The organism is Kibdelosporangium aridum, from assembly GCF_900176515.1.
Taxonomy (GTDB): domain Bacteria; phylum Actinomycetota; class Actinomycetes; order Mycobacteriales; family Pseudonocardiaceae; genus Kibdelosporangium; species Kibdelosporangium aridum.
In genome coordinates, this window is sequence record NZ_FWXV01000001.1 from 1,144,829 (window position 1) to 1,171,472 (window position 26,644).

Consider the following 26,644-nt stretch of genomic DNA (forward strand, 5'->3'; position numbering starts at 1 on the left):
ATCGAAGATTCTTGGCCGCTTCACTGGGAGTTGTACTTTCGCTGAGCATCGTTTCGCCTGCCGCCGCGTGGCCGGATCCGGCAGGCAAGGCCGCAGACAACGCCAGCAAGCAGATTTCCGCCTTACAGGAGCTCAAACGCTCGCAATCGGCCGTCGAATCCAAGCTGGACACCTCGCTTGTCGTCGCCAAGCGCGGCACCGAGGCCGCCGGGCGGGGGATGCGCGCCGCGCTTCCGGCGCTGCAGACCGGCGTGGGGGACCGGGTCACTGTGGACATCCGGGGGAGTGCTTCCGCTGACCTGCTTGACCACCTGCGCAAGGTCGGTGCGGGCATCCGCGCTGTTTCCGAGCACTACAGCTCTGTCCGGGCCGAGGTGCCGGTCAGCGCGATGGAGAGCATCGCGTCTCGCAAGGACGTGAAGTTCGTCGAGCCTGCCGTCGGTGCGATGACGGCGAAGCAGCTTGCCGACAAGCCCAAGAAGAAGCCCACCAAGGACGAGAAGGCCAAGCAGATCACCGAGCGCACCCGGCAGGCACTGAGCGTTCAGGCTGAGCCCGCGGTCAGTGAAGGCGACCGGGCGCACAATGCCGACAAAGCACGGCAGCAGTTCGGGGTCACGGGCATCGGCGTGAAGATCTGCGCGCTGTCGGACGGCATCGACTCGCTTCAGGCGTCACAGGCCGCGGGCGAGCTGCCTGCCGTCGACGTGCTGCCCGGCGAGGGCGGCGACGGTGACGAGGGCACTGCCATGCTCGAGATCATCCACGACCTCGCGCCCAACGCCGAACTCGGCTTCGCCACGGCATTCCGGTCCGACGCCAGCTTCGCCGACAACATCCGGAAACTGCGTTTCCAGGCCAACTGCGACATCATCGTCGACGACGTCATCTACTTCAAGGAAGCGGTCTTCCAGGACTGGATCATCGCTCAGGCCGTCAACGACGTGACCGCTGACGGCGCTCTGTACTTCTCGAGTGCGGGCAACGAGGGCAACGTTGTCGACGGTACGGCCGCGCACTGGGAAGGTGACTTCGTCGACTCCGGTCTGTCGATCGGCAAGTGGGCAGGCACCGCGCACAACTTCGCGGGCAGCAACGGGGTTCAGATCTATCAGCCGATCTCCGATGCGTCCTCGGCAGGCGTCCCGGTTCTGCTGAACTGGTCCGACCCGCTCGGCGCGTCGACCAACGACTACGACCTGTACCTGTTGGACCGCAACGGAAATGTCCTCTCCGCGAGCCAGAATTTCCAGAACGGCACACAGGACGCCTACGAGCGCGTGAACACACCGAGCGGCGGCGGGCAGGGACTTCGCCTGGCCATCGTGAAGTTCAAGGGCGAGAACCGCTACCTCTCGCTGTCCGCGCTGCGCAGCCGGTTCAAGGACACCGCCGGTGTGCTGACCGGATACAACACGCCTGGCGAGATCTTCGGCCACGCCGCGGCCAAGAACGCCTTCGCGGTCGCGGCCGCGCCCGCCGCCAAGGCTTTCGGGCGTGCCCTCGAGCCCGGTGACCCGCCGAACCCGACCGGGCCGTTCCCAGGTGCGTTCGGGCCGACCTCCAAGGTCGAGCGGTTCACCTCGGACGGCCCACGGCGCATCATCTACAACGCCGACGGGACGCCGATCACGCCCGGCGACGTCTCCTCGACCGGTGGCGAGGTGCGCAAGAAGCCGGACCTCACCGCCGCCGACGGGGTGACCACGACGGTGCCGGACTTCGAGACGTTCTACGGCACCTCGGCCGCGGCACCGCACGCGGCGGCCATCGCCGGCCTTGTGTTGTCCGGCAACCCAGGGCTCGCTCCGGCTGATGTCCGTGAGGCGTTGACCACCACGAGCATCGACATCGAGCAGGCCGGCTTCGACAACCGTGCCGGTTCCGGAATCATCTTGGCGGACAGGGTTCTGGGCTACACGGGTGCCAGCCCGCAGCCGCTGGCCGAGGCGCAGACGCCGACCGTGCGCGCCAACGACGGCGGCAACTTCATCGACCCGGGTGACACCGCGACGGTGACGTTGCCGGTGACCAACCGTGGTGACGGTCTCGCGGCTTCGACGAGTGTCGTGCTGAGCTCGCCGACCGCGGGTGTGACGATCACGCCGCGCTCGAAGTTCTACGGCTCGATCGACAAGGGCCAGACCGCGATCAACAACTTCACGTTGACCGTCCCGGCCAACCACCCACTGGGCACCCCGGTTCTGTTGGACGCCAAGGTGAGCTTCGCCGGTGCGCAGTCACCGAAGACGGCCCGCTTCCCCGTGAAGATCGGCCAACCGTCCACTGTGGTGCATGACTTCACCTACACCGGTACGCCGCTGGCCATCCCGGACAACGACCCGACCGGCGTCACGGTGCCGATCGAGGTCTCCGGTGTCGGCCCGGTCAGTCGTGTGACGTTCTCCATCGACGGCACGGAGTGCACGGCCAACCCGGGCGCCACCACCGTCGGGATCGACCACACCTTCGTGAGTGACCTCGTCGGTACGTTGCGCTCGCCAAGTGGCGCGACTGCGACGTTGTTCTCCGGCAACGGTTCCAACGGCAAGAACATGTGCAAGGTCGTGTTCGACGACACCGCCGCGCGCGCGTTCCGTGACTCCAAGTCCGAGGACGCGCCGTACACCGGTTCGTGGCGGCCGTTCCAGCCGCTTGAGGGCACGGTCGGTGCGACCGACGGCACGTGGACGCTGCACGTCCGCGACGCCGCCGGACGGGACGTGGGCTCGCTGCGTGCGTTCTCGCTGCACGTGTCGGGTTATGTGACCCCGGGGAGCTGAGTCCAGCCTGGTGGGCCGGGTGCGTGCCCGGCCCACCAGCCGTCATTCGTGGGTCGCGTGCCGAATCTCTTCACGAATGTCGTGGTACTTGAACCATTCGTAGACGATCAAGGCGATCAGCAAGACCGTCAGCACACCGAGGCTGGCCATCGCGGGCACGTAGGACACGAGCGGCACCACGGCCAGCAGGACGACGCCGAGGACGACTCGCTCAACCTTGAAGACGTGCTTGGTGCGCCAGCCGATACCCACGTAAGCGAACATGAACAGCGCCACACCGCCGTACATGGCCCACAGGGGAGGGCCGTAGAGCGGATCGGCGAGCGTATGGCCCTTCTCGCCACCCACGTAGCCGAGGACCTTCTTCAACCCCAGGGCCAGCATCACGATGCCGATCATCAGCGGCAGGTGCAGGTACGTGTAGGCGACCTGGCCCATCCGGACCCGCTCTGCGCCGCGCGCTTCGGCGAGTGCTTGTTCGGCGGCCAGCACATGGGTGTCGAAGTACGACCACCACAGCGCCCCGGCGATCGCCAGGCCGAGGGTCGCGGCCACGATGATGGGCCATGAGATGGCCAGATGCGTGACACCGACACCGATCGCGACGATCGACTCACCCAGCGCGATGATGATGATCAGCCCATAGCGCTCGGCGAAGTGCTTGGCCGATGGCAGCCGCCAGCCCTTCGTGCCGATCAGCATCGTGCCGCCGTAGTCGGCGAGGACGGCGGCCGCCCAGACAGCCGTCTGGGCGGCACCAGAGAGCTGGGAAGCGATCGCCAGCAGGGCCGTCCCGCCGATCATCGACGGCACGAACCGGACGAGCTGGGCCCGCAGCTCGGCCTCGTCGCCCGCGGCGATCCAGAACAGCCAGACGTGCACCACCCGCACCAGCAGGTAGCAGAACGCCAGCACGAGCGGTCCGTCCAAGCCGCCGGGCAGGTCGTCGAAGGCCTCCGGGATGGCCAGCGCGAGCAGGAACATCGCCGCCATCGCGATGAGCATCGCGCTGCGGGCCAGCCCCTCGTCCGCCTTGACCCAATTGGACAGCCATGAATACCCGATCCACGACCACCAGATCACACTGAGCAGAAGGGCGCCGCGCAGCAGGCCTGGCCACGTCGGCGTCTCCGCCATCATGGCCGTGACCTGCGTCAACGCGAACACGAAGACCAGGTCGAAGAACAGCTCCAGGTTGGTCGCGCTTGCCCGCTCGCCGACGCGCTCCATCCTGGACCTCAACGGCTTGTTCATGGCCAGAATGGTGACACGGCCGGGGCCGCTCAGCCTTCTCTGTGCCCGAACGTCGCCGCGGCGTCCATTGTGGACCGCAGGGGTATCGCATCCCCGGTCGAATGTGGTAGGCCGAAATTTGATTAGCCCGGGTCTGTAAACTCGTGACGGTGGTCGCCACCGCGAGCCACTCGTCTATGGAGCCTTACTGGTGATCACTGCTATCGATCTGGAGCTGCGTGCTGGCTCGCGCATCCTGCTCTCGGAAACGACACTGCGTGTCCAACCTGGCGATCGGATCGGCCTGGTCGGCCGAAACGGCGCGGGCAAGACCACATCGCTGAAGGTGCTCGCCGGTGAGGGCCAGCCGTACGCGGGCGCGGTGCGGCGCACCAGCGAAGTCGGTTACCTGCCGCAGGACCCGCGGGAAGGTGATCTTTCGGTCACCGCGAAGGACCGGGTGCTCTCCGCGCGTGGCCTCGACCAGTTGCTCAGGGACATGGAGAAGGCCCAGTCGGCCATGTCGGAGCTGGTCGACGACAAAGCCCGTGAGGCCGCGGTCGTCAAGTACGGCAGGCTCGAGGAGCGGTTCGCCGCACTCGGCGGGTACGCCGCGGAAAGCGAAGCCGCACGGATCTGCAGCAACCTCGGTCTGGCCGACCGGGTGCTCGCGCAGCCGCTGCGCACGCTGTCCGGTGGCCAGCGCCGCCGGGTCGAGCTGTCCCGGATCCTGTTCGCCGCATCCGATGCGGGCGCTGGCGGCAAGTCGAGCACGATCTTGCTGCTGGACGAGCCGACCAACCACCTCGACGCGGACTCGATCACCTGGCTGCGCAACTTCCTCAAATCGCACGACGGTGGACTCGTGGTGATCAGCCACGATGTCGAACTTCTCGACGCCGTGGTGAACAAGGTCTGGTTCCTCGACGCCAACCGCGGCGAGCTTGATCTGTACAACATGGGCTGGAAGAAGTACCTCGAAGCCCGTGCCACAGACGAGAAACGCCGCCGCCGCGAACGCGCCAACGCGGAGAAGAAGGCAGGCGCGTTGATGGCGCAGGCCGACAAGATGCGGGCCAAGGCGACGAAGGCCGTCGCCGCGCAGAACATGGCCAAGCGCGCGGAAAAGCTGCTCGCCGGTCTCGAGCAGGAACGCCAGGCCGACAAGGTCGCCAGGATCAAGTTCCCCGATCCCGCGCCGTGCGGCCGGACTCCGTTGACCGCCGAGGGCTTGAGCAAGTCCTACGGCTCGCTTGAGGTGTTCACCGGAGTCGATCTCGCGATCGACCGTGGCTCCAAGGTGGTCGTGCTCGGCCTGAACGGTGCCGGCAAGACGACGTTGTTGCGTCTGCTCGGCGGGATGGAACCGGCCGACGCCGGGACTGTCCTACCCGGACACGGGTTGCGGCTGGGCTACTACGCACAGGAACACGAGACCCTCGATCACGAGGCCAGCGTGTGGCAGAACATCCGGCACGCCGCGCCGGACACGCCTGAGCAGCAACTTCGTACCCTGCTGGGCACATTCCTGTTCAGCGGCGAGCAGTTGGACCAGCAGGCCGGGACGTTGTCCGGTGGTGAGAAGACCCGGCTCGCGCTGGCCGGCCTGGTCTCCAGTGCGGCCAACGTGTTGCTGCTCGACGAGCCGACCAACAACCTCGATCCGGCCAGCCGGGAACAGGTTTTGGACGCGCTGCGCCGCTACTCGGGCGCGGTCGTGCTCGTCACGCACGACCCCGGTGCGGTGGAGGCGTTGGAGCCCGAGCGCGTGATCCTCCTGCCGGACGGCACGGAAGATCATTGGTCAGCAGACTATCTTGAGTTGGTCCAGTTGGCCTGAATCCCGCACGGATGCGCCTAGATCATCGGTGATCCACTCGGATGGAGTAGTGCGAGTGGGCGACTTCATGATGATTTTTCCAACTCGCCTGGCGTTCCGAGCTTCCGTGTTCGATCATTGCGGGCGCAGGGGTCGCATGTGACCCTAGTTACTCGCTACGGAAGGCGGAGACGTGGCTGACCTCAAGAAAGGCGCGCGCATTACTGGAAGTACGCGCGACAAGCTAGCCGCTGATCTGAAGAAGAAGTACGAAAAGGGCGCCAGCATCCGGGCTTTGGCGGAGTCGACGGGCCGGTCGTACGGATTCGTGCACCGGGTTCTGTCGGAGTCCGGTGTGCAGTTGCGCGGTCGTGGCGGCGCGACGCGTACCAAGAAGAAGTAGCGACTGTCTGGTTGTTCTCCCAGCACACTCGTGTTTTACCGGGCCGGGATCGTGTTCAGATCCCGCGGTTGTGCCGGCCGGGACGCGGCCCGTTCGGCCACCGAGAACGTCATTGCGGCCCCCCAGAGGACGAGTGGGTACACCAGATAGCCGTAGCGGCTGGCGGGCACCATCAGGATCGCGGCGCCGAGGCCGATCGCGGCTTTGAGCATCGCGGCCGAGCCGGTCGCCGGTGGGTGTACGAACAGCCAGATGGTCAGGGCCAACGCGGTGAGCCCGAGCAGGACGAGTGCGACCACGTGTCCCACTTGGCCCATGCTCGCGATCAAATGGCCAGGCAGCGGGCTTGCCGCAGGTGAGGTGATCATACCCGTCCCGGACGGGAACTTGATCACGTGTTCGACGAAGGCTCCCGGGTGGACGATCAACACCGGGATGTTCAGCAGCGCGGTGACCCCGATGATCGCGGTGCCGAACCGGAGCAACCCAGACCGGATCGATGACGTGCGGCCGGCCCTGGTGGTGACCACGTAGAAGATGATCACCACCACGGCCGGCAGTGCGCTCAGCTTCATGCTCACGACCACAGCGAGGACGACGCCGCACCACACTGTTTTGCCGCGCGCGGCCAGCGCGCCGGACAGGATGATCAGCCCGATGATCGCCAGGTCCGGCCCGGCGACGGCGAAGGTCAACGCCGTCAGCGGGCTGACGACGGCCAGGTGCGCGGCCCTGACCGGCACTTTCGGCCAGCCGAGCAGCTTGAGCGCCAGTGCGATGGTGACGATCGTGGTCAGCGCGAACATGATCCGCGCGTCGGTGATCGCGCCGGACAACAGCGCCCGTGGGATGCCGAAAATGGTCATCGCCGGGCCATAAGGCGTGTAGTCGTTGACCTCGGGCGGCCGCGGCAGGGCCGCGATGTCCACATAGGGCGTTCCGGTGTCGAACAGCAGCTGGGCAGATCGCTCGATCACCCAGACTTCCGGCTGCGCCGCCCACTGGAACGGCTTGATCACCCAGTCCGAGCCGGTCAGCCTGCGGAACACGAGCACGATCAGCGGGACGACCATGCCGAGGCCGCCGACCAGGCCGACCGGGACCCAGCGGGACCGCAGCCAGCTGGTGCCGGTGCTGGTCATCAGCCAGATCGCGTGCGCAGCGCCGAGCACGTAGGCCACGGACGCGAAGTTTCCCCAGACCCGGTAGCCGTAGAACTCCGACCAGATTGCCGTCGGGATGGCGAATGCGGCGCAGACAAGGTAGATGGCGACATCCAGCCTGAGAACCTTGCCCCGATCGCCCACAGCGAAAACTCTACCGATCGGGAAGTGACAGCCGTTCACCGGTGTTGAGGCCAGCGGAGAGTGAGGTGCTGGGGTGGACGGAACCTGGAACTTGTTGATGGGGGCGGCGCGCAGTGTGGACGCGCCAAAGGGAGTTCGGAAAGGCACGGTGCGGCGGGTCCTCCGTTTTGCGAAACCGCATCGGAAGCTGCTCATTGCGTTTCTGATACTCACCGTTGCGTCGGCAGTGCTGGCAGTGACGACACCATTGCTTGCCGGTCGTGTGGTGGATGCGATTGTCGGCGGCAAGGACGCGTCTTTGGTGATTTGGCTGGCGGTGCTGATTGCGGCTCTGGCGGTCGTCGACGCCGGTCTCGGATTGGTCGAACGCTGGCAGTCCTCGCGAATCGGGGAAGGTCTCATCTTCGATCTGCGCCGTGCGGTTTTCCAGCACGTTCAGCTGATGCCGGTGGCGTTCTTCACCAGGACGAGAACGGGCGCTCTGGTCAGCCGGTTGAATAACGACGTTATGGGCGCGCAGCGGGCATTCACGTCCACGCTGTCCGGTCTTGTCGCCAACGTGATCCAGCTCGTTCTCTCGCTCGCTGTGATGGCGACGCTGTCGTGGCAGGTCACGGCGCTGGCGTTGGTGCTGCTACCGGTCTTCGTGCTGCCTGCCCGCCGGGTCGGCCGCAGGCTGGCGGACCTGCAGCGCGAGGCGTCCGGGCTGAACGCGGCGATGACAACGCAGATGACCGAGCGTTTTTCCGCGCCCGGCGCGACTTTGGTGAAGCTATTCGGCAGGCCGAAAGCCGAAGCGGAAGAATTCGGGACAAAAGCTGGCCGAGTACGGGACATCGGCATCAAGAACGCGATGGCCACCCGGTGGTTCATGACCAGCTTGACGTTGGTCTCCGCGCTGGCGCAGGCGCTGGTGTACGGCTTGGGCGGCTGGCTGGCGATCCGCGGCGAGCTCGCCCCTGGCACGGTCGTGGCGTTGGCGCTGTTGCTGACGCGGCTGTACTCGCCGCTGACGGCGTTGGCGAACGTCCGAGTGGACGTGATGACCGCTTTGGTGTCGTTCGAGCGCGTCTTCGAGGTGCTCGACCTGCCGCCGATGATCAAGGAGAAGCCGGACGCGCGGCCGGTGCCCGCCGGCGGCGTTTCGGTGGAGCTCAAGGACGTCCGGTTCGCCTACCCGGCGGCTTCGGCGGTGTCGTTGGCATCACTCGAGGACGTCGCCGCGCTGGACACCCGTGGCGGCAAGGAAGTGTTGCACGGCATCAGTTTCCGCGCCGAACCCGGTCAGATGGTCGCCCTGGTCGGCTCATCGGGTGCGGGCAAGTCGACGATCGCGTCACTGGTGCCGCGACTGTACGACGTGGACAGTGGGTCGGTCCGGCTGTCCGATGTGGACGTGAAAGACCTGTCGTTCGACTCGATCAGGGACACGGTCGGAGTCGTGACGCAGGACGGGCACCTGTTCCACGACACCATCCGGGCCAACGTGGCGTACGCCCGGCCGGACGCTTCGGACGAGGAGATCACGTCCGCTTTGGCCAGGGCCCGGCTGTCCGACCTGATCGCCTCACTGCCCGACGGTCTGGACACCGTTGTCGGCGAACGCGGGTACCGGCTGTCCGGCGGTGAGCGGCAGCGTCTGACGATCGCCCGGTTGTTGCTGGCCAACCAGCGCGTGGTGATCCTCGACGAGGCCACCGCGCACCTGGACTCGGAATCCGAGGCCGCGGTGCAGGAGGCGCTCGTGCACGCACTGGAAGGCCGGACAGCGATCGTGATCGCGCACCGGCTGTCCACGATCCGGGCCGCCGACCAGATCCTCGTGGTGGAGGGCGGTCAGATCGTCGAACGCGGCACGCACACCGAGTTGCTCAACCGGGACGGCCGGTACGCCGAACTGCACAACACGCAGTTCTCCCGCTCAGAGCTGCGGGACCCGGGGACCGTACAGGTCTAGGTAGCGCTGGTTCGCCTCGTCACCGCCGGGCACGTTGGAACTGCGCCACAACGGGATCTCCACACCCGCGGTGGCCGCCTTGTCGACCAGGCGGGCCAGGATCTCGGCCCACAGGAACGCGTTGGCCACAGTGGACAGTGCGGCGGTGACCGGTGCCTCCGGCGGGTAGCTGGAGTCACCGGGAGCGACCAGGGTGTCGAGCACGATGGAGGCGTTCTCGGCGAGCGTGGTGTCGGCCCGCCGGGGGGCGACGGCGTTGGCCGGGCTGGACGTGACCGCGACGACCGGCATGTCGGCGTTCTGCGCGGCGATCGCGAGTTCGACCGGATACGGGTTCACGCCAGAGGTGGAGAAGACGACGAGGACGTCGTTGCCGCTGAGCTGGACCTTGCCGAAGACCTCGTCGGCCAGGCCGGTGAGGCGCTCGGCGCTGGTGGAGGCGCGGCCGCCGTGCAGTGGCTGGATGTCCGGGTGGTACAGCGGATACACGCAGGCCAGGCCGCCTGCGCGGTAGAACGTCTCGGCGACCGCGGCGAGCGAGTGCCCCGCCCCGCCGGTCAGCACAAGGCCGCCGGCGCGGATGCTGCCGAGGAACAACTCGGCGACATTGTTCAACGCGTCGGCGTTGTGCTTCTCCACCTGGATCAGGTGATCCCTGACCAGGTTGCCGAATACGGCCATGCTCGCGGTACCTCCTCGGTCGACCTCGCAATGGTCTATACCAGTGGTGAGAGGTGCGTCAAGGGGGACGGTGCTCACCACGGCGGGCTGGTGGGTTGCTGCGGCGCGCGCTGTGCTTACTTCGGCGCGCTCTTGGGTCGCCGCGGCGCGCGTTGTGGTCACCTCGGCGCGCTCCTGTGACTGGTCGGCGCGATTTGGTGTGGAGCCTCTGCGCCGCAAAAGGACAGGGAAAGCGGCAGGACCTGCGGCCCTGCCCCGCCGACAAGCTTATTTGCGGCGCCACTCCACACAAAATCGCGCCGACTACTGCTTAGGGCGCGCCTTTCTGTGCTCGGGGCGCGCCTTCACTTGGGCCCGGGCGCGCCTTGTTGGTGGGCTAGGGCGCGCCTTCGCTTGGGCCGGGGCGCGCCTCCGGTTTTGGTTGGGGCGCGCCTTTGCTTGGGGCTCAATCGGTTGGCTGATGGCAGGCGCTCAGTTTCTGGCGTTCACTCTTGTGGCAGCTGCTCTGGCTTGTCCACATCGGATCCGTCCGAAATGTCCTCGCACGGCACCAGCTCCGGCTTGTGCCTGCGCAGATACTCCCTTGCGCCCGCGTCACCAGTTGCCAGTTCGTACACGCCATCCCAGTGATCCCGGCCGATCAGTACTGGATGTCCTGGTTCGCCGTGATAGCTCGCCCTTAGCAGCGCCTGTGGCGTCGCGAGTGCTCGGAGGCGGTGGATCGCTTCCGCGCGAATTCCCGGTGTATCGACCGGAAGGACTATCACCGCGTCTCCCGTTATGGCGCGCAGGCCAACGCGCAGTGAAGATCCCATGCCCTGTTGCCAATCTGGATTGTCAACAGCGTTCAGGTCCGGCGACTCCGCTCGAACGATCTCCGCGTCGGCCCCGAGCACGGCCAGTACGGGGGAACAGCCGCCGTTTGTCAGGACCTGCACCGCGCGCTCGACGAACAGTTGGCCCTGGAACCTGACGCGGGCTTTGGGCATGCCGTATCGGCGGCCTGCTCCCGCCGCCAGGACCAGTCCTGCGACGTCAGCCATGCTGCGAGAGGTGTTCCAGCAGCAGGCGGCTCAGGCCTTCGTCCGCTTGTTCCGGCAGCCAGTGTGAGATGTCCTGGAACATCTCGAACCGGTACGGGCCTTCCACCCATTCCTCCGTGGAAAGTGCTGCCGTTGAGCCGAATGCGACGTCTTCGGTGCCCCAGACGTAGAGAGTCGGGACTTTCACTTTTCCGGTGTGGCCGCTGAATTTTATGCCTCGGTACCAGTTCAGCGCCGCTACCAGCGCTCCTGGTTCGGACAACCGCTCCACGTATTCCCGCACGTGGTCACGGGGCACAACGCCTTCGTAGAGCTGCTTGAGTGCTGCTGCGTCGTTGGCCAGCAGTTGCTTCTCCGCGCCTCGGACGTTCTGCAGGGTTGGGATGTAGGAGCTGCGTTGTTGTTGGTCTTCGTCTGAACGGACCGCTTGGGCGTATGCGCCTGGGTGTGGGGTGGAGACCGCGGTCAGCGTTCGGACTCGGTCGGGGTGTTCTGCCGCTGTGTGCCACGCGACGCTGCCGCCCCAGTCGTGGCCGACCAGGTCGAACTTCGGCCAGCCCAGTTCGTCCGCGATCTTCAGCACGTCGCTGGTCAGGTCCTCGATGCTGTAGTCCTCCGGGCGCTCCGGGCGCACGTCGGGGGAGTAGCCGCGCTGATCGGGCGCGATCGCCCGGTAACCTGCCGCCGACAGCGTGGCCAGCTGGTGCTCCCACTCCGTGGATGCTTCGGGGAAGCCGTGCAACAGGAGCACGCCGCGGCCGTCGTCCGGGCCCGCGGCCAGCGCGTCGAATCGGCCTTGGTCTGTGCTGATCCCGATGTGCTCGATCACGATATTAGTGTTGCAAATGTGCCCGTACCCCATCTGAGTCAGCTCGGTTCCCGCTCGCCGCGCGTCGTCGCACTCGTTCTGCACGGTGGCCGTGAGTTCGGTGAGGGGCCGGTGCCACGTCTCGCTCTCGCGCATCTGAGGATGGTGCCGTTCGCGCGTACGCTCGCGCGCCTTCCGGATATGGCCGTCTTCTTGCTGCGCTACCGGGTGCGCGGGTGGAACGCCCCTGCGTTGGACCCTGTCCAGGATGCTCGATGGGCGCTGGGCGAGATCCACAGCAAGTTTCCCAGTGTTCCGGTCGTCCTGCTCGGGCACTCGATGGGTGGGCGCGTCGCGTTTCGTGTCGCCGATGATCCCGCCGTCACCGCTGTCTGTGCGTTGGCGCCGTGGTGCGAACCCGCTGATCCGGTTCAGCAGCTCGCTGGCCGTTCCGTGTTCATCGCGCACGGCAAGCAGGACCGTGTTACGAACCCGCGGTCGTCACGGGACTATGCGCGGCGGGCCGCACAGGTCACCGATCGGGTTGATTTGCGGTTCGTCGACGGCGAGACGCACGCGTTGCTGCGCAAGCCTCGCGTATGGCGTGACCTGGTACTCGAGTTCGCTCTTGATCAACTCGCGCACTCCCGCGAGGGGTGACCGGCCGACTCCGTAGGGTATGAGGACGCAACCTCCGCCTGCGGTCTCACGTCCTTGTGAGCATCCTTGAAGAAGTCGGGGGACTGAATATGAGGACGAGGATGAGTCACGGGCAGCCGTACGGTTCGAGGGACGGTCAAACCCGCGCCTACCCGGTTCCTGGGCAGGCGCCGCCCCAGTACGACCAGGGGCGCGACTACCGGCAACCGCAGGGTGGGTACCGGCAGCCGCCGCCACCGTACGAGCCGCCCGGCCAGCAGGTGCCGCCGCCAGGTGGCCGCCCGCCGCGGCGCAAGCGCAGGGTCGGCCGGATCCTGCTGGTCATTCTGCTGGCGATCGTCGTGCTCATCGCGGCGACGTGGATCTACCTCGAGTCGTCGTTCAACCGGGTTGCCGCGCTCACCGACTACCCCGGCCGTCCGGCCGCGGGTGTGGGCACGAACTGGCTGATCGTCGGTTCGGACAGCCGGGCCGGTCTGGACGCCGAGGACCAGGAGCGACTGGCCACCGGAGACGCCAAGGGCCAGCGCACCGACACGATGTTGCTGCTGCACCTGCCGGACAACGACCAGAAGCCCACCCTGGTCAGCCTGCTGCGTGACTCGTACGTGGACATTCCGGGCAAGGGCAAGAACAAGCTGAACGCCGCGTACGCGTTCGGCGGCCCGGCCCTGCTGGCACAGACCGTGGAGAAGAACACCAACCTGCGGCTGGACCACTACATCGAGATCGGCTTCGGCGGGTTCGCCAGCCTGGTCGACGCGGTCGGCGGCGTGGAGATGTGCCTGGACAAGCCGATCAAGGACCCGCTGGCCGGGATCGACCTGCCCGCCGGATGCCAGGAACTCGACGGCGCCAACGCACTGGGCTACGTGCGGACTCGCGCGACCGCACGTGCTGACATCGACCGCGTGGTCCGCCAGCGTCAGTTCATCAGTGCGCTGATGGACAAGGTGGCGAGCCCCGGCACGCTGCTCAACCCGTTCCGGATGGTCCCGCTGCTGGCCGACGCGCCGGACGCGATCACGCTCGACGAGGGCGACCACCTGCACAACCTGCCGAGCCTCGGGTTCGCCATCGCGGGCGCCAGCAGTGGTTCGACCGTGAGCACAAGCGTGCCCATCGGTGACAGCCGCAGCGTCGCCAAGATCGGCTCGGTGATCCTGTGGGACCAGAAAAAGTCGAAGGCCCTGTTCGACGCACTGCGCACCGACACCGCGGTGCCATCCAGTTCGATCGTGCTGCCTGGCAGCTGACGTGCTGACGACTGATCGCCTGGCCATCCGGCCGTTCCGCCCGGACGACGCGGCCGCGTTCGCCGCGTACCGCTCGGATGCCGAGGTGGCCAGGTATCAGTCGTGGGATACGCCGCTCAGCCTCGAAGACGCCGCCAGAACGGTGGCTGGGTACGGCGCTGACGACCCGGCGATGGTCGGCTGGTACCAGTGGGCCATCGACCGCGATGGCCTGCTCATCGGGGACATCGGCGTGAACACGCACGACAACCGGATGCAAGCCGAGATCGGCTTCACCGTCGCCGCCTCCGAGCAAGGCAAGGGCTACGGCACCGAGGCTGTCGGCCGAATGGTCGATTACCTGTTCGCGGAACGCGGCCTGCACCGGATCTCCGCCGAATGCGATGCCCGCAACGAGGCATCCGCCCGATTGCTCCGCAAAGTCGGCTTTCACCAAGAAGGCCTGCTGCGGAGCAATACGTGGATCAAGGGCGAATGGACCGACGACCTGCTCTTCGGCCTGCTCGAAGGCGATCCCCGCTAGACCCCACCCCAGAACAGCCCCCGCCACTCCCCGGGGGTCCCCAGTCCAGTTGATCGAGATAAGCGCTGGTCAAGGGGCTACCGGGCAGTTGTGGACAACCAGATTCGTCGGTGGTCCCTTCGGTACGGCCTCAGGCCAGGGCGCCCGCCAGGTCCGGGTACACCGGCAGCATCTCCTGCACTCCGGCGATCTCGATCGACCTGAGTACTGGGCGGCCGTCGGCGACCAGTCTGACCTGGACGCCCGCCTGTTCGCCGCGCTGGCTGGCGTCCAGCAGAACCGCGAGTCCGGCTGACCCGAAGAACGTCACGTCGGACAGGTCGACAACCAGACGGCCTGGGGCCGACTCGATCGCCCGGTCACACTCTTCCGCCAGCATGGGCGCGGTGCTCATGTCGATCTCGCCGGCCACGTGCAGGACGACCGCCGGGCCTGCGACCCGCCGGTCGACCCGCAACGAGTCGTCGGATGTCGAACCTTTGCTCACACCCGTGTTCTACCGCAGTCCATGTGGACCGCTGCCCGGGGGTGGCTCGGGGGAGCGGTTCAGCTTGGACAACAGCCGCTCGAAGAACTCGTCGTCCACGTCCGCGGGCTCCGGTTCCGAGCCGCCCGCACTGGCCGGTGGCTTACGGCGTTCCCGGCGTGGCAGCGGCACCGCTGAGGCGTTCATGCCGGTCGGCAGGCCCATCTCGCACCACATCAGGTTCCCGCCGCCCTGCAGCGACATGGAGCCGGTCTTACGCCCGGTCAGCGTCTCGGGCACGACCGGCGGCAGCAGCGAGGCGTCCTCGACTTCGATCACCAGGGCGTCGCCGTGCAGTCGTAACCGCAATGTGATGAACCCGGGCACTTTCGAGTCGCTTTGCTGTACCACCGCGTGCACCAGCTCGCACGCCACATGGCTCGCTTCGTCCTGTAGTTGCCGCAGCGACCACTCGGTGAGCGCGAATCTGACGAACATGTCCGCGCAGTTCACCGCTGTCGGTAACGCGACCAATCGCAGGTCATCAACCTGCGTCGTCTGCGGGTTCACCCTGCTGCCTCCTCGCGCGCGTCACCCGAACGGCCGTATCTTGCCAACATAAGCTCGCGTTGCGGTAGCCAGGGTTATCCAATTCTTGCCGAGGTGATCGGTTTGATCCGCGCCATAGGTCTGGTTTTGCACCCCCGCCGGGACTGTGTCCCGGTGATCGACACAATCACGTCGTGGGCGCGGGCCCGCCAGACCGACGTGTTCGGACTGGCCGGTGAGGTCGTCCGGGCCAACGGTCTGGTCAAACCGGTGACCGAGGACGAACTTCCCGAGCGCGCGGATCTTATCGTCAGCCTCGGCGGTGACGGCACGATGCTGCGGGCGTTCCGGCTCGGCAACCGGATCCCGGTGCTCGGGGTGAACCTCGGCAGACTCGGCTTCCTCGCCGAGGTCGACGTGCCGGAGCTCGGCAGCGCGTTGAACGCCATCGACGACCACCGGTTCACCGTGGAGACCCGGTCTGGCCTGTGCGCGACCATGGGGGAGCAGGACATTGTCGCGTTCAACGACATCGCTCTGGTCAGAGTGCCTGGCTTCGGTATGACCGAGGTGATGCTGCACGTCGAGGGACATCCGTTCGTCGAATACGCGGCCGACGCGGTCGTGGTGGCCACGCCGACGGGTTCGACAGCCTACAACTTCGCCGCGGGCGGCCCGATCGTGTCGCCCCGTGCCGAAGGGCTGCTCGTCACGCCCGCGGCCCCGCACTCGGCGTTCAACCGGGCGTTGTTCCTGTCCACGAGCGAGAAGCTCGCACTCGAGGTGACGTCAGGCAGCGGGGAAGTGGCCCTGGAGGCGGACGGCAGGCTGATGGGCAAGGTCCAGCCGGGCGCGATGATCGACCTGACCGCGCTGCCGGGCGCCGCGCGCGTGGTCCGGCTCGGCCGAACCACCTTCTACCAGCGCACTCAGCGCAAGTTCCGGTTGATCGGATCGGCAACCAGCGAGGACTTCAGCTGCGAGTGACGACTTTGTTTACGCCTTTTATTTAGAGTTGTTGACACGATTGGTTCAACCACTTAGAGTCCGGTGCCACGCGGCGTGACGCGTCCGCTACCCACGGATCTTTTCTCCTGACCCTGCATGCCGCAGCGACGCGGCAGATGGAGGAACCATCGTGTTCTCCGGTGAGGTCCTGCGCAGACGCAGAACCAAGATCATCACTTTCGCAATGGCAGTTGTCAGCCTCGTCGCGGCGTACCTGACGGTGATCACGGTGGTCGCGCCGCGGGAGGCGAACGCGGCCATCGACCCAGCGCAGTGGTACACGGTCACGAGCGTCAACAGCGGCAAGTGCGTCGACGCGCGCGCCGCGGGGACGGCCAATGGCACCGCTGTGCAGCAGTACGCGTGCAACAGCACCGGTTCGCAGCAATGGCAGTTCCAGCCGACCAGCGACGGGTACTACCGGGTCAATTCCCGCAACCTCTCCAGCCAGGTGTGGGACGTGGCCGATGTGTCCAGTGCGGACGGTGGCCTGATCCACTTGTGGACCTACGGCGGCGGCAACAACCAGCAATGGCAAGCTGTCGAGCAAGCAGGCGGTGCGTACCACTTCGTGTCCAGGCACAGCGGCAAGTGCCTCGACGTGCCGGGTGCGTCCACTGCCGACAGTCAGCAGCTGCAGCAGTACACCTGCAACAACACCGCGGCACAGTCCTTCACGCTCACCCCGGTGGGCAGCGAGCCACCTCCGGGAGGCGACATCGACCTCGGACCGAACACCTACGTCTTCGACCCGTCGATGCCGGCGTCCACCATCCAGAGCAGGCTGAACTCGGTGTTCAGCCAGCAGGAGCGGGCCCAGTTCGGGCAGAACCGGGTCGCACTGCTGTTCAAGCCGGGCACCTACAACGTCAACGCGAACATCGGCTTCTTCACCCAGATAGCCGGTCTCGGGTTCACGCCGGATGCGGTCAACATCAACGGATCGGTGCACGTCGAAGCCGACTGGTTCGGCGGCAACGCGACCCAGAACTTCTGGCGGGCCGCGGAGAACCTCTCGGTCACGCCGACCGGTGGCACCGACCGCTGGGCGGTGTCCCAGGCGGCGCCGTACCGGCGCATGCACGTGCGCGGCAACCTGTTGCTGGACGACGGCGGCTGGTCCAGCGGTGGCTGGATGTCCGATACGCTGATCGACGGGCAGGTGCGGTCCGGCTCGCAGCAGCAGTGGATCTCCCGCAACACCCGGTGGGGCAGCTGGACGGGCTCCAACTGGAACATGGTGTTCGTCGGTGTGGAGAACGCGCCGGCCGGCACCTACCCGAACCCGCCGTACACCCGGGTCGCGCAGACACCGATCGTGCGGGAGAAGCCGTTCCTGTACATCGACAACGCCGGCAAGTACCAGGTGTTCGTGCCCGCGCTGCGGCAGAACACCAGCGGCATCACCTGGCAAGGCACCCAGCAGGGCCAGTCGCTGCCGATCGAGCAGTTCTTCATCGTCAAGCCCGGCGCGACGGCCCAGCAGATTAACGCCGAGCTGGCCGCGGGCAAGAACCTGCTGTTCACCCCGGGCGTCTACCGGGTCAACGAGACCATCCGGGTGACCCGGCCGGACACCGTGGTGCTGGGCCTCGGCCTGGCCACCCTGGTGCCGGAGAACGGCGTCACCGCGATGTCAGTGGCCGATGTGGACGGTGTGAAGGTCGCGGGCATCATGTTCGACGCCAACGTGACCAACTCGAACCTGCTGATGGAGGTCGGCCCGCCGGGGTCGAACGCCAACCACGCGGCGAACCCGACGTCACTGCACGACGTGTTCTTCCGGGTCGGCGGGCCATGGGTCGGCAAGGCGACCACAAGCCTCACCATCAACAGCAACAACGTGATCGGTGACCACACGTGGGTCTGGCGAGCGGATCACGCCGAGCAAGGTGTGCCCACGGGCTGGTACCAGAACACGGGCCGGAACGGCCTGATCGTCAACGGCAACAACGTCACGTTCTACGGCTTGTTCGTCGAGCATTACCAGCAGTACAACGTGATCTGGAACGGCCAGGGCGGCAGGACGTACTTCTTCCAGAACGAACTGCCGTACGACCCACCGAGTCAAGGCGAGTACATGAACGGCTCAACGAGGGGCTGGGCCGCGTACAAGGTGGCGGATCATGTCACGAGCCATGAGGCGTGGGGTCTTGGGGCGTACTGCTTCTTCAACGTCAACCGCAGTGTCGTCGCGGAGCGGGCGTTCGAGGTGCCGAACAACCCGAATGTGCGGTTCCACAACATCGTTGGCGTTTCGCTCGGCGGCGGTGTCGGCACGATCAACCGCCTGATCAACAACACCGCGGGCCCGATCAACACCGGCAACCCGGTGAACGTCATCAACTACCCGTAATAGTGGAAAAGAAAAGGCGCGTCGTAGCCACCCTACGACGCGCCTTTTCCTATTAGGACCGTGCCTTCGCGGTCTCCCGGTTGTTGGCCTTCTGGATGGCCTCACCCAACTGCTTCTTGCTCATCCGCGAACGCCCTGGGATGTCAAGGCGTTTGGCCAGCTCGTAGAGATGTTCCTTGCTGGCGTTGAGGTCCACGCCGCCGGCACTCTCGCCTTCCCGCTCGCCGTAGCTGCCGGCGGCCTGCGGGTCGGACGGACCCCTCTGCTCCTTGGGCTCCCAGTGGTCGCCGACCTTCTCGAACGAGTGCTTCAACGCCGCGAAGGCCGTCCGGCGCGGGCGGTCGCCTTCACCGTACGTTTCAAGGGCCGAGTCGTACGTCTTCGCCCATGTCGCCTGGGCCTTCTTCGACGACCGGCGCACGGTGCTCGGCATCACTTCCCTACCTGGCATGGGTCTCACCTCCGTGCCCTCGCGGGCAAGGATCATTCGCCTCGCTGGGGCGAGCGGTTGACGTCGCCGCGCCACGCACCCGTCTCCTGGCCACGGCTTTCGATGAACTCCTTGAACCGCTCAAGGTCACCCTTGACCTTGCGGTCGATCACACCGAGTCCGGCGCCCACCTTCTCGGTGAACGTGTCCGGGTCGTACTCCATCTGCACGTTCACCCGGGTGTTCTCGTTGTCCAGGCGGTGGAAGGTCACCACACCGCCCTGCTGCTGCCCGTCGACGGCACGCCACGCGACGCGCTCATCGGGGTGCTGCTCGGTGATCTGCGCGTCGAACTCCCGGCGGACGCCGCCGATACTGGTCTCCCAGTGGGTCATCGTGTCGGTCACCTGGACGACGCGCTCGACGCCGTCCATGAAGTACGGGAACGACTCGAACTGCGTCCACTGGTTGTACGCGGTGGAAACCGGAACGTGCACGTCAATGGATTGCTGAATGGTGGTCACTCCGGTGCCTTTCAGTCGTTGTCCGTTTTTGCTTCCTGATATGGACTACCCTGCTGGCCTGCGTTCACACGTCCACGCATGGCCATGGCGGTCTCCCTGGCGATCTGCAGCTCTTCGCGCGGCTGCACCGCCAGCACCGGCACTGGCGCGAACCGGGACGACAACAGGGAGTCAGTCGTCGGATTTCCCGATGGGAGGGTGGCAGGAACACCCAACCGGCCGAGGTCCTGGCAGATCGCCTGGCGTACTTCTGGCTGATCCCACCCGATTTCCCCGGTGAAGACCAGAGCGTCCACTCGCGGCAGGCTCACGGCCATCGCGGCGAGTGCCTGGCTGACTCGCCGCGTGAAGACGTCCAGCGCGAGCTGGGCCTTGGCGTCACCCTGCGCCGACGCGCGGACGAGATCCCTGGTGTCGCCCGAATTCGACGACATGCCAAGCAGCCCGGACTGGTGGTACAACTCGTCGCGCACTTCCTCCAGCGGTATCCGTTCCAACAGCCAGAGCAGCATGCCGGGGTCGACGCTGCCGGAGCGGGTGCTCATCGGCACGCCTTCCAATGGGGTGAACCCCATCGAAGTGTCCACACTGCACCCGTCACGCACCGCGCACACCGAACACCCGCCGCCGAGGTGAGCCAGCAGCAGGTTCACGGATGTCGCCTGCCGGCCCAGCAAGGAAGCCGCCCGACTGGTCGCCCATGCGTAGGACAGACCATGGAAGCCGTACCGGCGAATGCCGAAGCGTTCCCGCCATGACGCCGGAATCGGATATGTCGCAGCGACTTCAGGCAGGTCCGAGTGGAACGCTGTGTCCGGGCAAAGGACGTGCGGCACGTCCGGGAGCAGGTCACACGCCCCGTTGAGGATCTCCAACGTCACCGGCACGTGCTGCGGCGCGAGATCGGCTGCGGCTTGCGCCCGCTTGAGGGAGGAGGCGTCGACCACGGTCGGGCTGCGCAGGTGCGGGCCGCCGTGGACCAGGCGGTGACCGACAGCTGAAATCGTGGTGTCGCCGATCAATTCCTCGATCACCGACGCCGCGGACTTGGCGTCCGGGACGGCGTTGCTGGTCTCCGAGGCGAGGACTTCCTCGGTTTCGGTGTTGATCAGGTGCAGTTTCAAGCTGTGCGAGCCGGGGTTGACCGTGAGCACAACCGTCATGTGGACCATCGCCATTCGGTGATCTCGGGTGGGTCGACGCCGTTTTCCCGTGCGGCCTGAAGTACCGCGTCACGTCTGGCGATGAGTAAGTCCGCAATCGGTGCGCCCTTGGTGCGCCACGCGCGTCGCACGGCGTCCGCGGCGAGGTCGTATCGGCTCATGTTGTTGCTGACCAAGAGATCGAACGGTGTTGTCGTAGTGCCTTCTTCTTGGTAGCCGTGCACGTGGAACCGTTCTGGTGTACGACGGCCGTGCAGCACTTCGTGCACAGCCGATGGATAGCCGTGGAATGCCATGACGACAGGCATTTCCAGGCCGAAGCACCGGGTGAACGCGTCGATGTCCAGGCCGTGCGGATGCCGGTCGGGTGGCGCCAACGCAAGGAGGTCAACGACATTGGCCATCCGGATCCGCAGATCCGGCGCGTGCTCCCGCAGCAGCGACACCGCGGCCAAGGTTTCCACGGTCGGCACGGTTCCGGCCGAGGCGAGCACGACTTCCGGCCGCGGGTCGTCGGCCGCCCACTGCCAGACACCGGCGCCCGCAAGGCAATGCGCCTCGGCCGCGTCGAAGTCGAGCCACTGTGGATACTCCTGCTTGCTGGCCACGACCACGTTGATCCGGCCGGTCCCGGCAAGGCAGTGCCGCATCGTGTGCAACAAGGTGTTCACGTCCGGCGGCAGGTAGATCCGGGACACCGAGGCCTTCTTGGTGAGGATGTTGTTGATGAACCCCGGACCCTGGTGGCTGTAGCCGTTGTGCTCCTGCCGCCAGCCTTCGCTGGTCAGCAGGTAGTTCAGGCTGGCGACCGGGGCACGCCACGGCACTTCGGCCGCCATCTTGAGGAACTTGGCGTACTGGTTGACCATCGAGTCCACAATGGCCGCGAACGCCTCGTAGCAGGGGAACAGGCCGTGCCGTCCGGTGAGCAGATAACCTTGCAGGAAGCCTTGGCACAGGTGCTCGGACAACACTTCGACGACCCGGCCGCTCGGCCCCAGGTGCTCGGCGTATCCACGCACCGGCCAGCTGAACTCGCGGTCGGTGACGTCCAGAACGGCACCGAGTTTGTTGGACTCCATCTCGTCAGGGCAGAAGATCCGGAAGTCCCTGCGGTCTTCGGTCGCACCGAACAACTCAGCCAGCCACGACGCGAGAACCTGGTTGGCGCTCTGCACCGACTTGCCCGGCTCGTGCACCTCGCACTGGAACTTGGCCAACGGTGGCATGGGCAGATCACGCCGGAGCGCGCCGCCATTGGCCTGCGGCACCCGGCCGATCCGCAGATCCTCCTTGGGCAGCAAGCCGAGCAGGTCCTCGAACGGCCGCCCGTCCTGGTCGAACAACTCCTCCGGGCGGTAGGAACGCAGCCAGGACTCCAGCAGGGGAAGCTGCTCGGCGTCCAGCGGCACTTGGTGCGCGTGGAAGGTCCCGGCCAACGGCGTTCCGTGCGTGTCCCGGCCCGGCAGGCCCCAGCCTTTCGGCGAACGCACGATCAGCATCGGCCGCGTCTCGGCCATCGACTGGTCCAAAGCCTGGGCAAGCGACAGATCTGGATCCGTCGTCTGCTGGACGTCGACGATCGTCGGCGACCAGCCCGCGCCGAGGAAGAACGAGATCAGTTCCTCGTCGCTCATCGCGCCGTAGATGGTCGGCGAGGAGATCTTGTACCCGTTGAGGTGCAGGATCGGCAGAACCGTCCCGTCGGACCACGGATTGACGAACTTGTTGGCGTGCCATGAAGCCGCTGTCGGACCCGTCTCAGCTTCGCCGTCGCCGACCAGGCACGCCACGAGCAGCTCGGGATCGTCGAATGCCGCACCGACCGCGGTGGACAAGGCGTAGCCCAGTTCACCGCCTTCGTGGATGACGCCGGGGACTTGCGGGGACAGATGGCTGGGAAATCCGCCCGGCCAGGAGAAGCGTTTGATCAGCTCGGTCATTCCGGCTTCGTCGAGCGACAGGGACGGGTCATACAGCTGGTGAGTACCTTCCAGCCAGAGGTTCGCGTGCACGGCCGGGGCACCGTGGCCAGGCCCGGTCACCAGCAGGGTGCGTCGGCCCGTGCGGGTGACCAAGCCGTTCAACCCGTTGTAGACATACGTGATCCCGGGACAGGTGCCCCAATGGCCGAGCAGACATGGCTTGATGTGCTCGGCCTTGAGCGGCTCCCGCAACAGGACGTTGTCGCGCAAGTAGATCATGCACGCGGCGAGGTAGTCGCACGCGCGCCGATAGCGTTCAGCCGTTGTACTCACGTCGTCGCGTGCTGCCGTCCCTCCGCGAACTGGGTGACGACCTCGCGGCAGAACGCCGGCAGGTCGTCCGGGTTCCGGCTGGAGGTGATGTTGCCGTCGACGACCACTTCCTGGTCGACCACACGGCCGCCCGCGTTGCGGATGTCCGCACGCACGCTGGGCCAGGACGTCAGGGTCCGGCCGCGAACCACGTCAGCCTCGACAAGGGTCCACGGTCCGTGGCAGATCACACCGACCGGCTTCCCCGAGTTCACGAACGACTTGACGAAGGCCACAGCGGACTCGTCCATCCGCAGCTTGTCCGGGTTCGTCGTCCCGCCGGGCAACAGCAGCGCGTCGTAGTCGTCGACCGACGCCTGCGACACCTGCTTGTCCACCGGGAAGGTGTCCGCTTTCTCCGTGTCGTGGTTCATCGCCTGGATCGAACCCTCTTTGATGGACAGCAGTTCGGTGGTCGCCCCGGCCTGCTTGACCGCCTGCACGGGCTCGGTGAGCTCCGCTTGTTCGACGCCGTCGGTGGCCAGCACAGCGACCCGGCGTCCATTCAGTTCAGTGCTCATGGCTCCCGACTACCCGCGCAGTGCTGACGTAACCCGCGAAAACAGGTTTGACCGGGCATGCGGCGGCCGATCCTTGATCTGTGATCGATGACCTCAGGGATTACCTCGCGGCGGTGGCGGCTCATCTTGGCGTCGGACTGGAATCGTGTTGCTGGGGCTCGGAAACACCAGCCTGGGGATATGTGGCGTTGGACCGGCGGTTGGCCGGCCGGGATGTCGCACTGCTCTGGGACGAGCGGACGGGATGGTCGATCGCGACGGAACCGGACATCGGCAGCGACCTTGATGTCGTTGCCCGGCTCGATGGTGAGGTGATCCCACCGCCCGCGGCCGTGGCCGACTTCGTGACCACGGTGTGGGCTGAAATCACCCGCGAGCCGGCCGTGGCGAGCTGAGCGGTTGCCGACGGCCCTGCCGGGTACACGAGAAGGCAAGACGGATCCGCAAACCTGATTGGTTGGGGTGAATCAGGACCGATGAGTGAGCGCAACCCGCGGCTGCAGGCCAGGCGACTGATCGGGACGATGCGTGGCGGCGACGACGAGAGTCTGGTGCTGGAGATGGCCAGGCTCAGCGCGGACCGGGCCACTGGGGGCCGGGAGTCCCATTTGATCGTCTGTGAGCTGATCGCCGCACTGGCTGAGATGATGCTCACCGCGTCAGGGCCGTCGGAGGCCGCCGAGGAACGGGCTTACGGGCTTGAACTGACCGGAGACGACGACAGGCAACTCGACATCGACCAGACAAGTCCGCCGATCCGGGCGGCCGTGCGCGCCTTGCTGGCACAGCTCAACAACCACACCGAAGACGCACTGTTCCAAGTGGACCTCGCGTTGCGCGAGCCCGAATTCAGGGTAACCCTCGAGGTGTTCGTGCACGTGCTGCTGTGGACGATCGGCATGATCGAGTGGTGCGACGAGCACGGCGTGGCAAGGCCCCACTGGCTTGGTGACCTTGCCTCGGCTCGCCGGGGTGGCGCGGGATCGTGACCTAACCCGTCACCGCGTCCAGAGCGGCGGGAACGGTGTCGAAGATGGGCAGGACGGTCAGCAGGCCGGTGATCTCCAGCGGCCGGGTGACGGTCTGCCGTGCGGCGACCACTGCCCACTTGAGGCTCTGGTCTTCCATCTGCTGACGCAGATCGACGAGGACAGCCAGGCCGGCCGAGGACAGGAAGTCAACGCCGTCCATGTCCACAACGAACCGTTTGCGCTGAGCCACTTGTTCCTGCACTGCCCGCTGGAACACCGGTGCCGTCGCCAGGTCCACGTCCCCGAGCACGCGCATCAAGGGAATGCCGCGCGGATGCGGCTGTACGTCGACAGTGAGCAACTTACTCGGTTGAGTTGTACCGCCGCCCGTTATCGGGTCTTGAGTGCTCACGGGGTTCCTTCCGGTTGTGCAACACGTCAGCGCGGCTGTGTGTTCAACCGTCGTGATGCTTCAACCGTACGTAGCCCGCGAGCGTGGCACAACCTGAGGAAAAAAGTGGTTACAACCCGGCGAAGATGGGTAACCAAGTCGGCCTGACAAGTGCGTTCTCGCAGGTCCCGGGTGATTATCCAGGCCAAAGTCAGGGTACACCTACCGGGTGAGCGAGGCTGAGGAATCAGAGCAGGAACAGTTAGCCCGCAATCTGGCGGAGCTGCTGCAAGAGCTGCGGGTGGCGCAGGCGGGAGTGCAGATCCTCTTCGGGTTCCTGCTGTCCATCGCTTTCACCCAGCAGTACGCCGAAGCTGACGTCTACATCAAGACGACCCATTTCATCACCGTGCTATTCGCGACCGCGGCGACGGCTTTGCTGACCGCTCCGGCGGCATGGCATCGGGTGTTGTTCCGGGCCGGTCGCCGTGAGCGCATCATTGACGCTGCCAACAAACTCGCCGTCAGCGGACTCATCTGCCTTGCGGTGGCAGTCACCGGAACTGTGCTGCTCATCGGGGAAGTCGTGCTCGGTGGCTGGGGTGCGATCGTCGTCGCTGTGCTGACCGCGATCGGCTTCAGCTTGCTCTGGCTCATCATCCCGTGGCGCGAGCGGGTCAACGGCGACAGGTCTTCGCCACCGCCGATCGAGTCAGCTTCGCAATGACGCCAGCAATTCCCGGGCAACCACAGCGAGTTTCGTGTTGGTGTGCTGCGATTGGCCGACCAACCGGGCGAAAGCCTCATCGGCGGTGATTCCGTGCACGGCCATCAACACGCCTTTGGCTTGTTCGATTTCCGAACGGGACGCCATCGCGGTCCGCAGGTTCTCGGCCAGGTTGCGCATCCTGACATAACGGCTGGCGTTGCTGATGGTCGTCGCTGCTGTGCTGGTGACCAGTTTCAGCAACGCCTCATCCAAGCGGTCGAAAGCGTCAACCTGGAATCCGTAGACGTTCAGTGCACCGATCAGTTCGGTGTCGGGTCCGGCAAGCGCCAACGGCGTGGACAGATAAGCGTGCACGCCGAACCGCTCGGCATCGGCGGCGAACCGCGGCCACCGCCTGAACGCCTCCGCGCCGGCGACCAGAACGGGTTCACGGATCCTCGCTGCCTCAAGGCACGGCCCGTCGCCCGCCGCGTACTGGTTCTCGTCCACTGTGATCGCCCAGTCATGGGACGCGGCAGCGGTCTCCGGTTCGAGTCCCGAGTGGACAGTCACACTCACCGCATCCGCCCCGCCGACCACCTTCAGCGCGGCTTCAACCAGGCGCTGCAGCGCCGCCTCCAGCGGTTCCTCGGCGGTCAGCGCGGCCCAGAGCAGTTCGAGGTCCTCCAGTGCGTCGGTGGCCTCGTCCACTCGGCTGGCCTCGGGCAGTTCTTCAGCGGTCACAGCCACATGTATACCGCGTGTCGAGCCGCTCGAACCTGGGTA

Annotated in this window: 26 protein-coding genes; 12 read left to right on the plus strand and 14 right to left on the minus strand. The window is 66.1% G+C overall.

The annotated features are described in order from the left end of the window. Positions 1 to 11 precede the first annotated feature (11 nt). Entirely contained in the window at positions 12 to 2,783 is a 2,772-nt protein-coding gene (locus tag B9C43_RS04825; protein ID WP_407657069.1) for a S8 family serine peptidase, read from the plus strand. A gap of 42 nt (positions 2,784 to 2,825) precedes the next feature. Here B9C43_RS04825 and B9C43_RS04830 read toward each other — a convergent pair whose 3' ends face one another. Further along, positions 2,826 to 4,037 carry a low temperature requirement protein A gene (locus B9C43_RS04830; RefSeq protein WP_084424836.1) on the minus strand — a complete coding sequence of 404 codons (1,212 nt, stop codon included), beginning with the start codon at positions 4,035 to 4,037 and terminating at the stop codon, positions 2,826 to 2,828. 190 nt (positions 4,038 to 4,227) lie between these two features. Between B9C43_RS04830 and B9C43_RS04835 the strand changes: the two genes are divergently transcribed. Both B9C43_RS04835 and B9C43_RS04840 read left to right on the plus strand, forming a co-directional pair. After that, entirely contained in the window at positions 4,228 to 5,856 is a 1,629-nt protein-coding gene (locus B9C43_RS04835; protein WP_084424837.1) for an ABC-F family ATP-binding cassette domain-containing protein, read from the plus strand. Positions 5,857 to 6,028: 172 nt separating this feature from the next. After that, entirely contained in the window at positions 6,029 to 6,238 is a 210-nt protein-coding gene (locus B9C43_RS04840) for a helix-turn-helix domain-containing protein (protein WP_033391619.1), read from the plus strand. Between the two features lie 35 nt (positions 6,239 to 6,273). Here the strand turns inward: B9C43_RS04840 and B9C43_RS04845 are convergent, their stop codons facing one another. After that, positions 6,274 to 7,545 (minus strand): glycosyltransferase 87 family protein, encoded by a 1,272-nt coding sequence (locus B9C43_RS04845; RefSeq protein WP_235038428.1) that lies wholly within the window; start codon positions 7,543 to 7,545, stop codon positions 6,274 to 6,276. Between the two features lie 73 nt (positions 7,546 to 7,618). Here B9C43_RS04845 and B9C43_RS04850 point away from each other — a divergent pair, with 73 nt between their 5' ends. After that, on the plus strand, positions 7,619 to 9,502 hold the full coding sequence (locus tag B9C43_RS04850; RefSeq protein WP_084424838.1) for an ABC transporter ATP-binding protein: 1,884 nt from the start codon (positions 7,619 to 7,621) through the stop codon (positions 9,500 to 9,502). On the opposite strand, the gene B9C43_RS04855 is transcribed toward B9C43_RS04850, so the two are convergent. The 3 genes from B9C43_RS04855 to B9C43_RS04865 form a co-directional block, all read right to left on the minus strand. Further along, complete coding sequence (locus B9C43_RS04855) at positions 9,467 to 10,183, minus strand: sugar isomerase domain-containing protein (protein ID WP_084424839.1); 717 nt, start codon at positions 10,181 to 10,183, stop codon at positions 9,467 to 9,469. The genes B9C43_RS04850 and B9C43_RS04855 overlap by 36 nt on opposite strands. 485 nt (positions 10,184 to 10,668) lie before the next feature. Continuing rightward, positions 10,669 to 11,226, minus strand: a complete 558-nt coding sequence (locus tag B9C43_RS04860; RefSeq protein WP_084424840.1) for a nucleotidyltransferase family protein — start codon at positions 11,224 to 11,226, stop codon at positions 10,669 to 10,671. Beyond that, complete coding sequence (locus B9C43_RS04865) at positions 11,219 to 12,055, minus strand: alpha/beta fold hydrolase (protein ID WP_084424841.1); 837 nt, start codon at positions 12,053 to 12,055, stop codon at positions 11,219 to 11,221. Before B9C43_RS04865 ends, B9C43_RS04860 begins: the two co-directional genes overlap by 8 nt. A gap of 18 nt (positions 12,056 to 12,073) precedes the next feature. Here B9C43_RS04865 and B9C43_RS04870 point away from each other — a divergent pair, with 18 nt between their 5' ends. The 3 genes from B9C43_RS04870 (at position 12,074) to B9C43_RS04880 (ending at position 14,473) form a co-directional block, all read left to right on the plus strand. Then, the gene (locus tag B9C43_RS04870) at positions 12,074 to 12,694 is read left to right on the plus strand and encodes an alpha/beta hydrolase (protein ID WP_235038429.1); all 621 of its coding nucleotides are present in this window, start codon (positions 12,074 to 12,076) and stop codon (positions 12,692 to 12,694) included. Positions 12,695 to 12,795: 101 nt separating this feature from the next. After that, positions 12,796 to 13,950 carry an LCP family protein gene (locus B9C43_RS04875; RefSeq protein WP_084424842.1) on the plus strand — a complete coding sequence of 385 codons (1,155 nt, stop codon included), beginning with the start codon at positions 12,796 to 12,798 and terminating at the stop codon, positions 13,948 to 13,950. Position 13,951: 1 nt separating this feature from the next. Continuing rightward, positions 13,952 to 14,473, plus strand: a complete 522-nt coding sequence (locus B9C43_RS04880) for a GNAT family N-acetyltransferase (protein WP_084424843.1) — start codon at positions 13,952 to 13,954, stop codon at positions 14,471 to 14,473. A 130-nt stretch (positions 14,474 to 14,603) separates the two neighbouring features. Here B9C43_RS04880 and B9C43_RS04885 read toward each other — a convergent pair whose 3' ends face one another. Continuing rightward, positions 14,604 to 14,960 carry an STAS domain-containing protein gene (locus B9C43_RS04885; protein ID WP_084424844.1) on the minus strand — a complete coding sequence of 119 codons (357 nt, stop codon included), beginning with the start codon at positions 14,958 to 14,960 and terminating at the stop codon, positions 14,604 to 14,606. 9 nt (positions 14,961 to 14,969) lie between these two features. Beyond that, positions 14,970 to 15,509 (minus strand): hypothetical protein, encoded by a 540-nt coding sequence (locus B9C43_RS04890; RefSeq protein WP_037257966.1) that lies wholly within the window; start codon positions 15,507 to 15,509, stop codon positions 14,970 to 14,972. Between the two features lie 153 nt (positions 15,510 to 15,662). Between B9C43_RS04890 and B9C43_RS04895 the strand changes: the two genes are divergently transcribed. Together B9C43_RS04895 and B9C43_RS04900 are read left to right on the plus strand one after the other, a co-directional pair. Beyond that, entirely contained in the window at positions 15,663 to 16,475 is an 813-nt protein-coding gene (locus B9C43_RS04895; protein WP_235038430.1) for an NAD(+)/NADH kinase, read from the plus strand. Between the two features lie 205 nt (positions 16,476 to 16,680). After that, entirely contained in the window at positions 16,681 to 18,852 is a 2,172-nt protein-coding gene (locus B9C43_RS04900; RefSeq protein WP_084425588.1) for an RICIN domain-containing protein, read from the plus strand. A gap of 52 nt (positions 18,853 to 18,904) precedes the next feature. Here B9C43_RS04900 and B9C43_RS04905 read toward each other — a convergent pair whose 3' ends face one another. From B9C43_RS04905 to B9C43_RS04925, 5 genes are read right to left on the minus strand one after another with little or no spacing between them, the layout of a single operon-like run. Then, entirely contained in the window at positions 18,905 to 19,303 is a 399-nt protein-coding gene (locus B9C43_RS04905) for a ChaB family protein (protein WP_033391639.1), read from the minus strand. 32 nt (positions 19,304 to 19,335) lie between these two features. Continuing rightward, positions 19,336 to 19,806: an SRPBCC family protein gene (locus tag B9C43_RS04910; protein ID WP_033391629.1), complete on the minus strand. Its 471-nt coding sequence runs from the start codon at positions 19,804 to 19,806 to the stop codon at positions 19,336 to 19,338. Between the two features lie 11 nt (positions 19,807 to 19,817). Further along, a complete protein-coding gene (locus B9C43_RS04915; RefSeq protein WP_235038431.1) occupies positions 19,818 to 20,969 on the minus strand; it encodes an acetate/propionate family kinase in 1,152 nt (383 codons plus the stop codon). Beyond that, positions 20,966 to 23,227, minus strand: a complete 2,262-nt coding sequence (locus B9C43_RS04920) for a phosphoketolase family protein (protein WP_143446119.1) — start codon at positions 23,225 to 23,227, stop codon at positions 20,966 to 20,968. Before B9C43_RS04920 ends, B9C43_RS04915 begins: the two co-directional genes overlap by 4 nt. Beyond that, positions 23,224 to 23,787 (minus strand): type 1 glutamine amidotransferase domain-containing protein, encoded by a 564-nt coding sequence (locus tag B9C43_RS04925; RefSeq protein ID WP_033391631.1) that lies wholly within the window; start codon positions 23,785 to 23,787, stop codon positions 23,224 to 23,226. Before B9C43_RS04925 ends, B9C43_RS04920 begins: the two co-directional genes overlap by 4 nt. Before the next feature lie 80 nt (positions 23,788 to 23,867). Here B9C43_RS04925 and B9C43_RS04930 point away from each other — a divergent pair, with 80 nt between their 5' ends. Beyond that, positions 23,868 to 24,182, plus strand: a complete 315-nt coding sequence (locus B9C43_RS04930) for a DUF6292 family protein (protein WP_143446120.1) — start codon at positions 23,868 to 23,870, stop codon at positions 24,180 to 24,182. An 81-nt stretch (positions 24,183 to 24,263) separates the two neighbouring features. Further along, entirely contained in the window at positions 24,264 to 24,776 is a 513-nt protein-coding gene (locus B9C43_RS04935; protein WP_051897363.1) for a hypothetical protein, read from the plus strand. Between the two features lies 1 nt (position 24,777). Here B9C43_RS04935 and B9C43_RS04940 read toward each other — a convergent pair whose 3' ends face one another. Further along, a complete protein-coding gene (locus B9C43_RS04940) occupies positions 24,778 to 25,170 on the minus strand; it encodes an STAS domain-containing protein (RefSeq protein ID WP_143446121.1) in 393 nt (130 codons plus the stop codon). Between the two features lie 208 nt (positions 25,171 to 25,378). Here B9C43_RS04940 and B9C43_RS04945 point away from each other — a divergent pair, with 208 nt between their 5' ends. Continuing rightward, positions 25,379 to 25,876, plus strand: a complete 498-nt coding sequence (locus B9C43_RS04945) for a DUF6328 family protein (RefSeq protein WP_033391632.1) — start codon at positions 25,379 to 25,381, stop codon at positions 25,874 to 25,876. Here the strand turns inward: B9C43_RS04945 and B9C43_RS04950 are convergent. After that, entirely contained in the window at positions 25,862 to 26,602 is a 741-nt protein-coding gene (locus tag B9C43_RS04950; protein ID WP_033391644.1) for an ANTAR domain-containing response regulator, read from the minus strand. The genes B9C43_RS04945 and B9C43_RS04950 overlap by 15 nt on opposite strands. Positions 26,603 to 26,644 lie beyond the last annotated feature (42 nt).

What these genes read in the sequence shown, in the direction of transcription:
- B9C43_RS04830 (WP_084424836.1), bottom strand. Translation starts at nt 4,037, where the DNA reads ATGAACAAGCCGTTGAGGTCCAGGATGGAGCGCGTCGGCGAGCGGGCA.
- B9C43_RS04855 (WP_084424839.1), bottom strand. Translation starts at nt 10,183, where the DNA reads ATGGCCGTATTCGGCAACCTGGTCAGGGATCACCTGATCCAGGTGGAG.
- B9C43_RS04860 (WP_084424840.1), bottom strand. Translation starts at nt 11,226, where the DNA reads ATGGCTGACGTCGCAGGACTGGTCCTGGCGGCGGGAGCAGGCCGCCGA.
- B9C43_RS04875 (WP_084424842.1), top strand. Translation starts at nt 12,796, where the DNA reads ATGAGTCACGGGCAGCCGTACGGTTCGAGGGACGGTCAAACCCGCGCC.
- B9C43_RS04900 (WP_084425588.1), top strand. Translation starts at nt 16,681, where the DNA reads ATGGCAGTTGTCAGCCTCGTCGCGGCGTACCTGACGGTGATCACGGTG.
- B9C43_RS04905 (WP_033391639.1), bottom strand. Translation starts at nt 19,303, where the DNA reads ATGCCAGGTAGGGAAGTGATGCCGAGCACCGTGCGCCGGTCGTCGAAG.
- B9C43_RS04915 (WP_235038431.1), bottom strand. Translation starts at nt 20,969, where the DNA reads ATGACGGTTGTGCTCACGGTCAACCCCGGCTCGCACAGCTTGAAACTG.
- B9C43_RS04925 (WP_033391631.1), bottom strand. Translation starts at nt 23,787, where the DNA reads ATGAGCACTGAACTGAATGGACGCCGGGTCGCTGTGCTGGCCACCGAC.
- B9C43_RS04935 (WP_051897363.1), top strand. Translation starts at nt 24,264, where the DNA reads ATGAGTGAGCGCAACCCGCGGCTGCAGGCCAGGCGACTGATCGGGACG.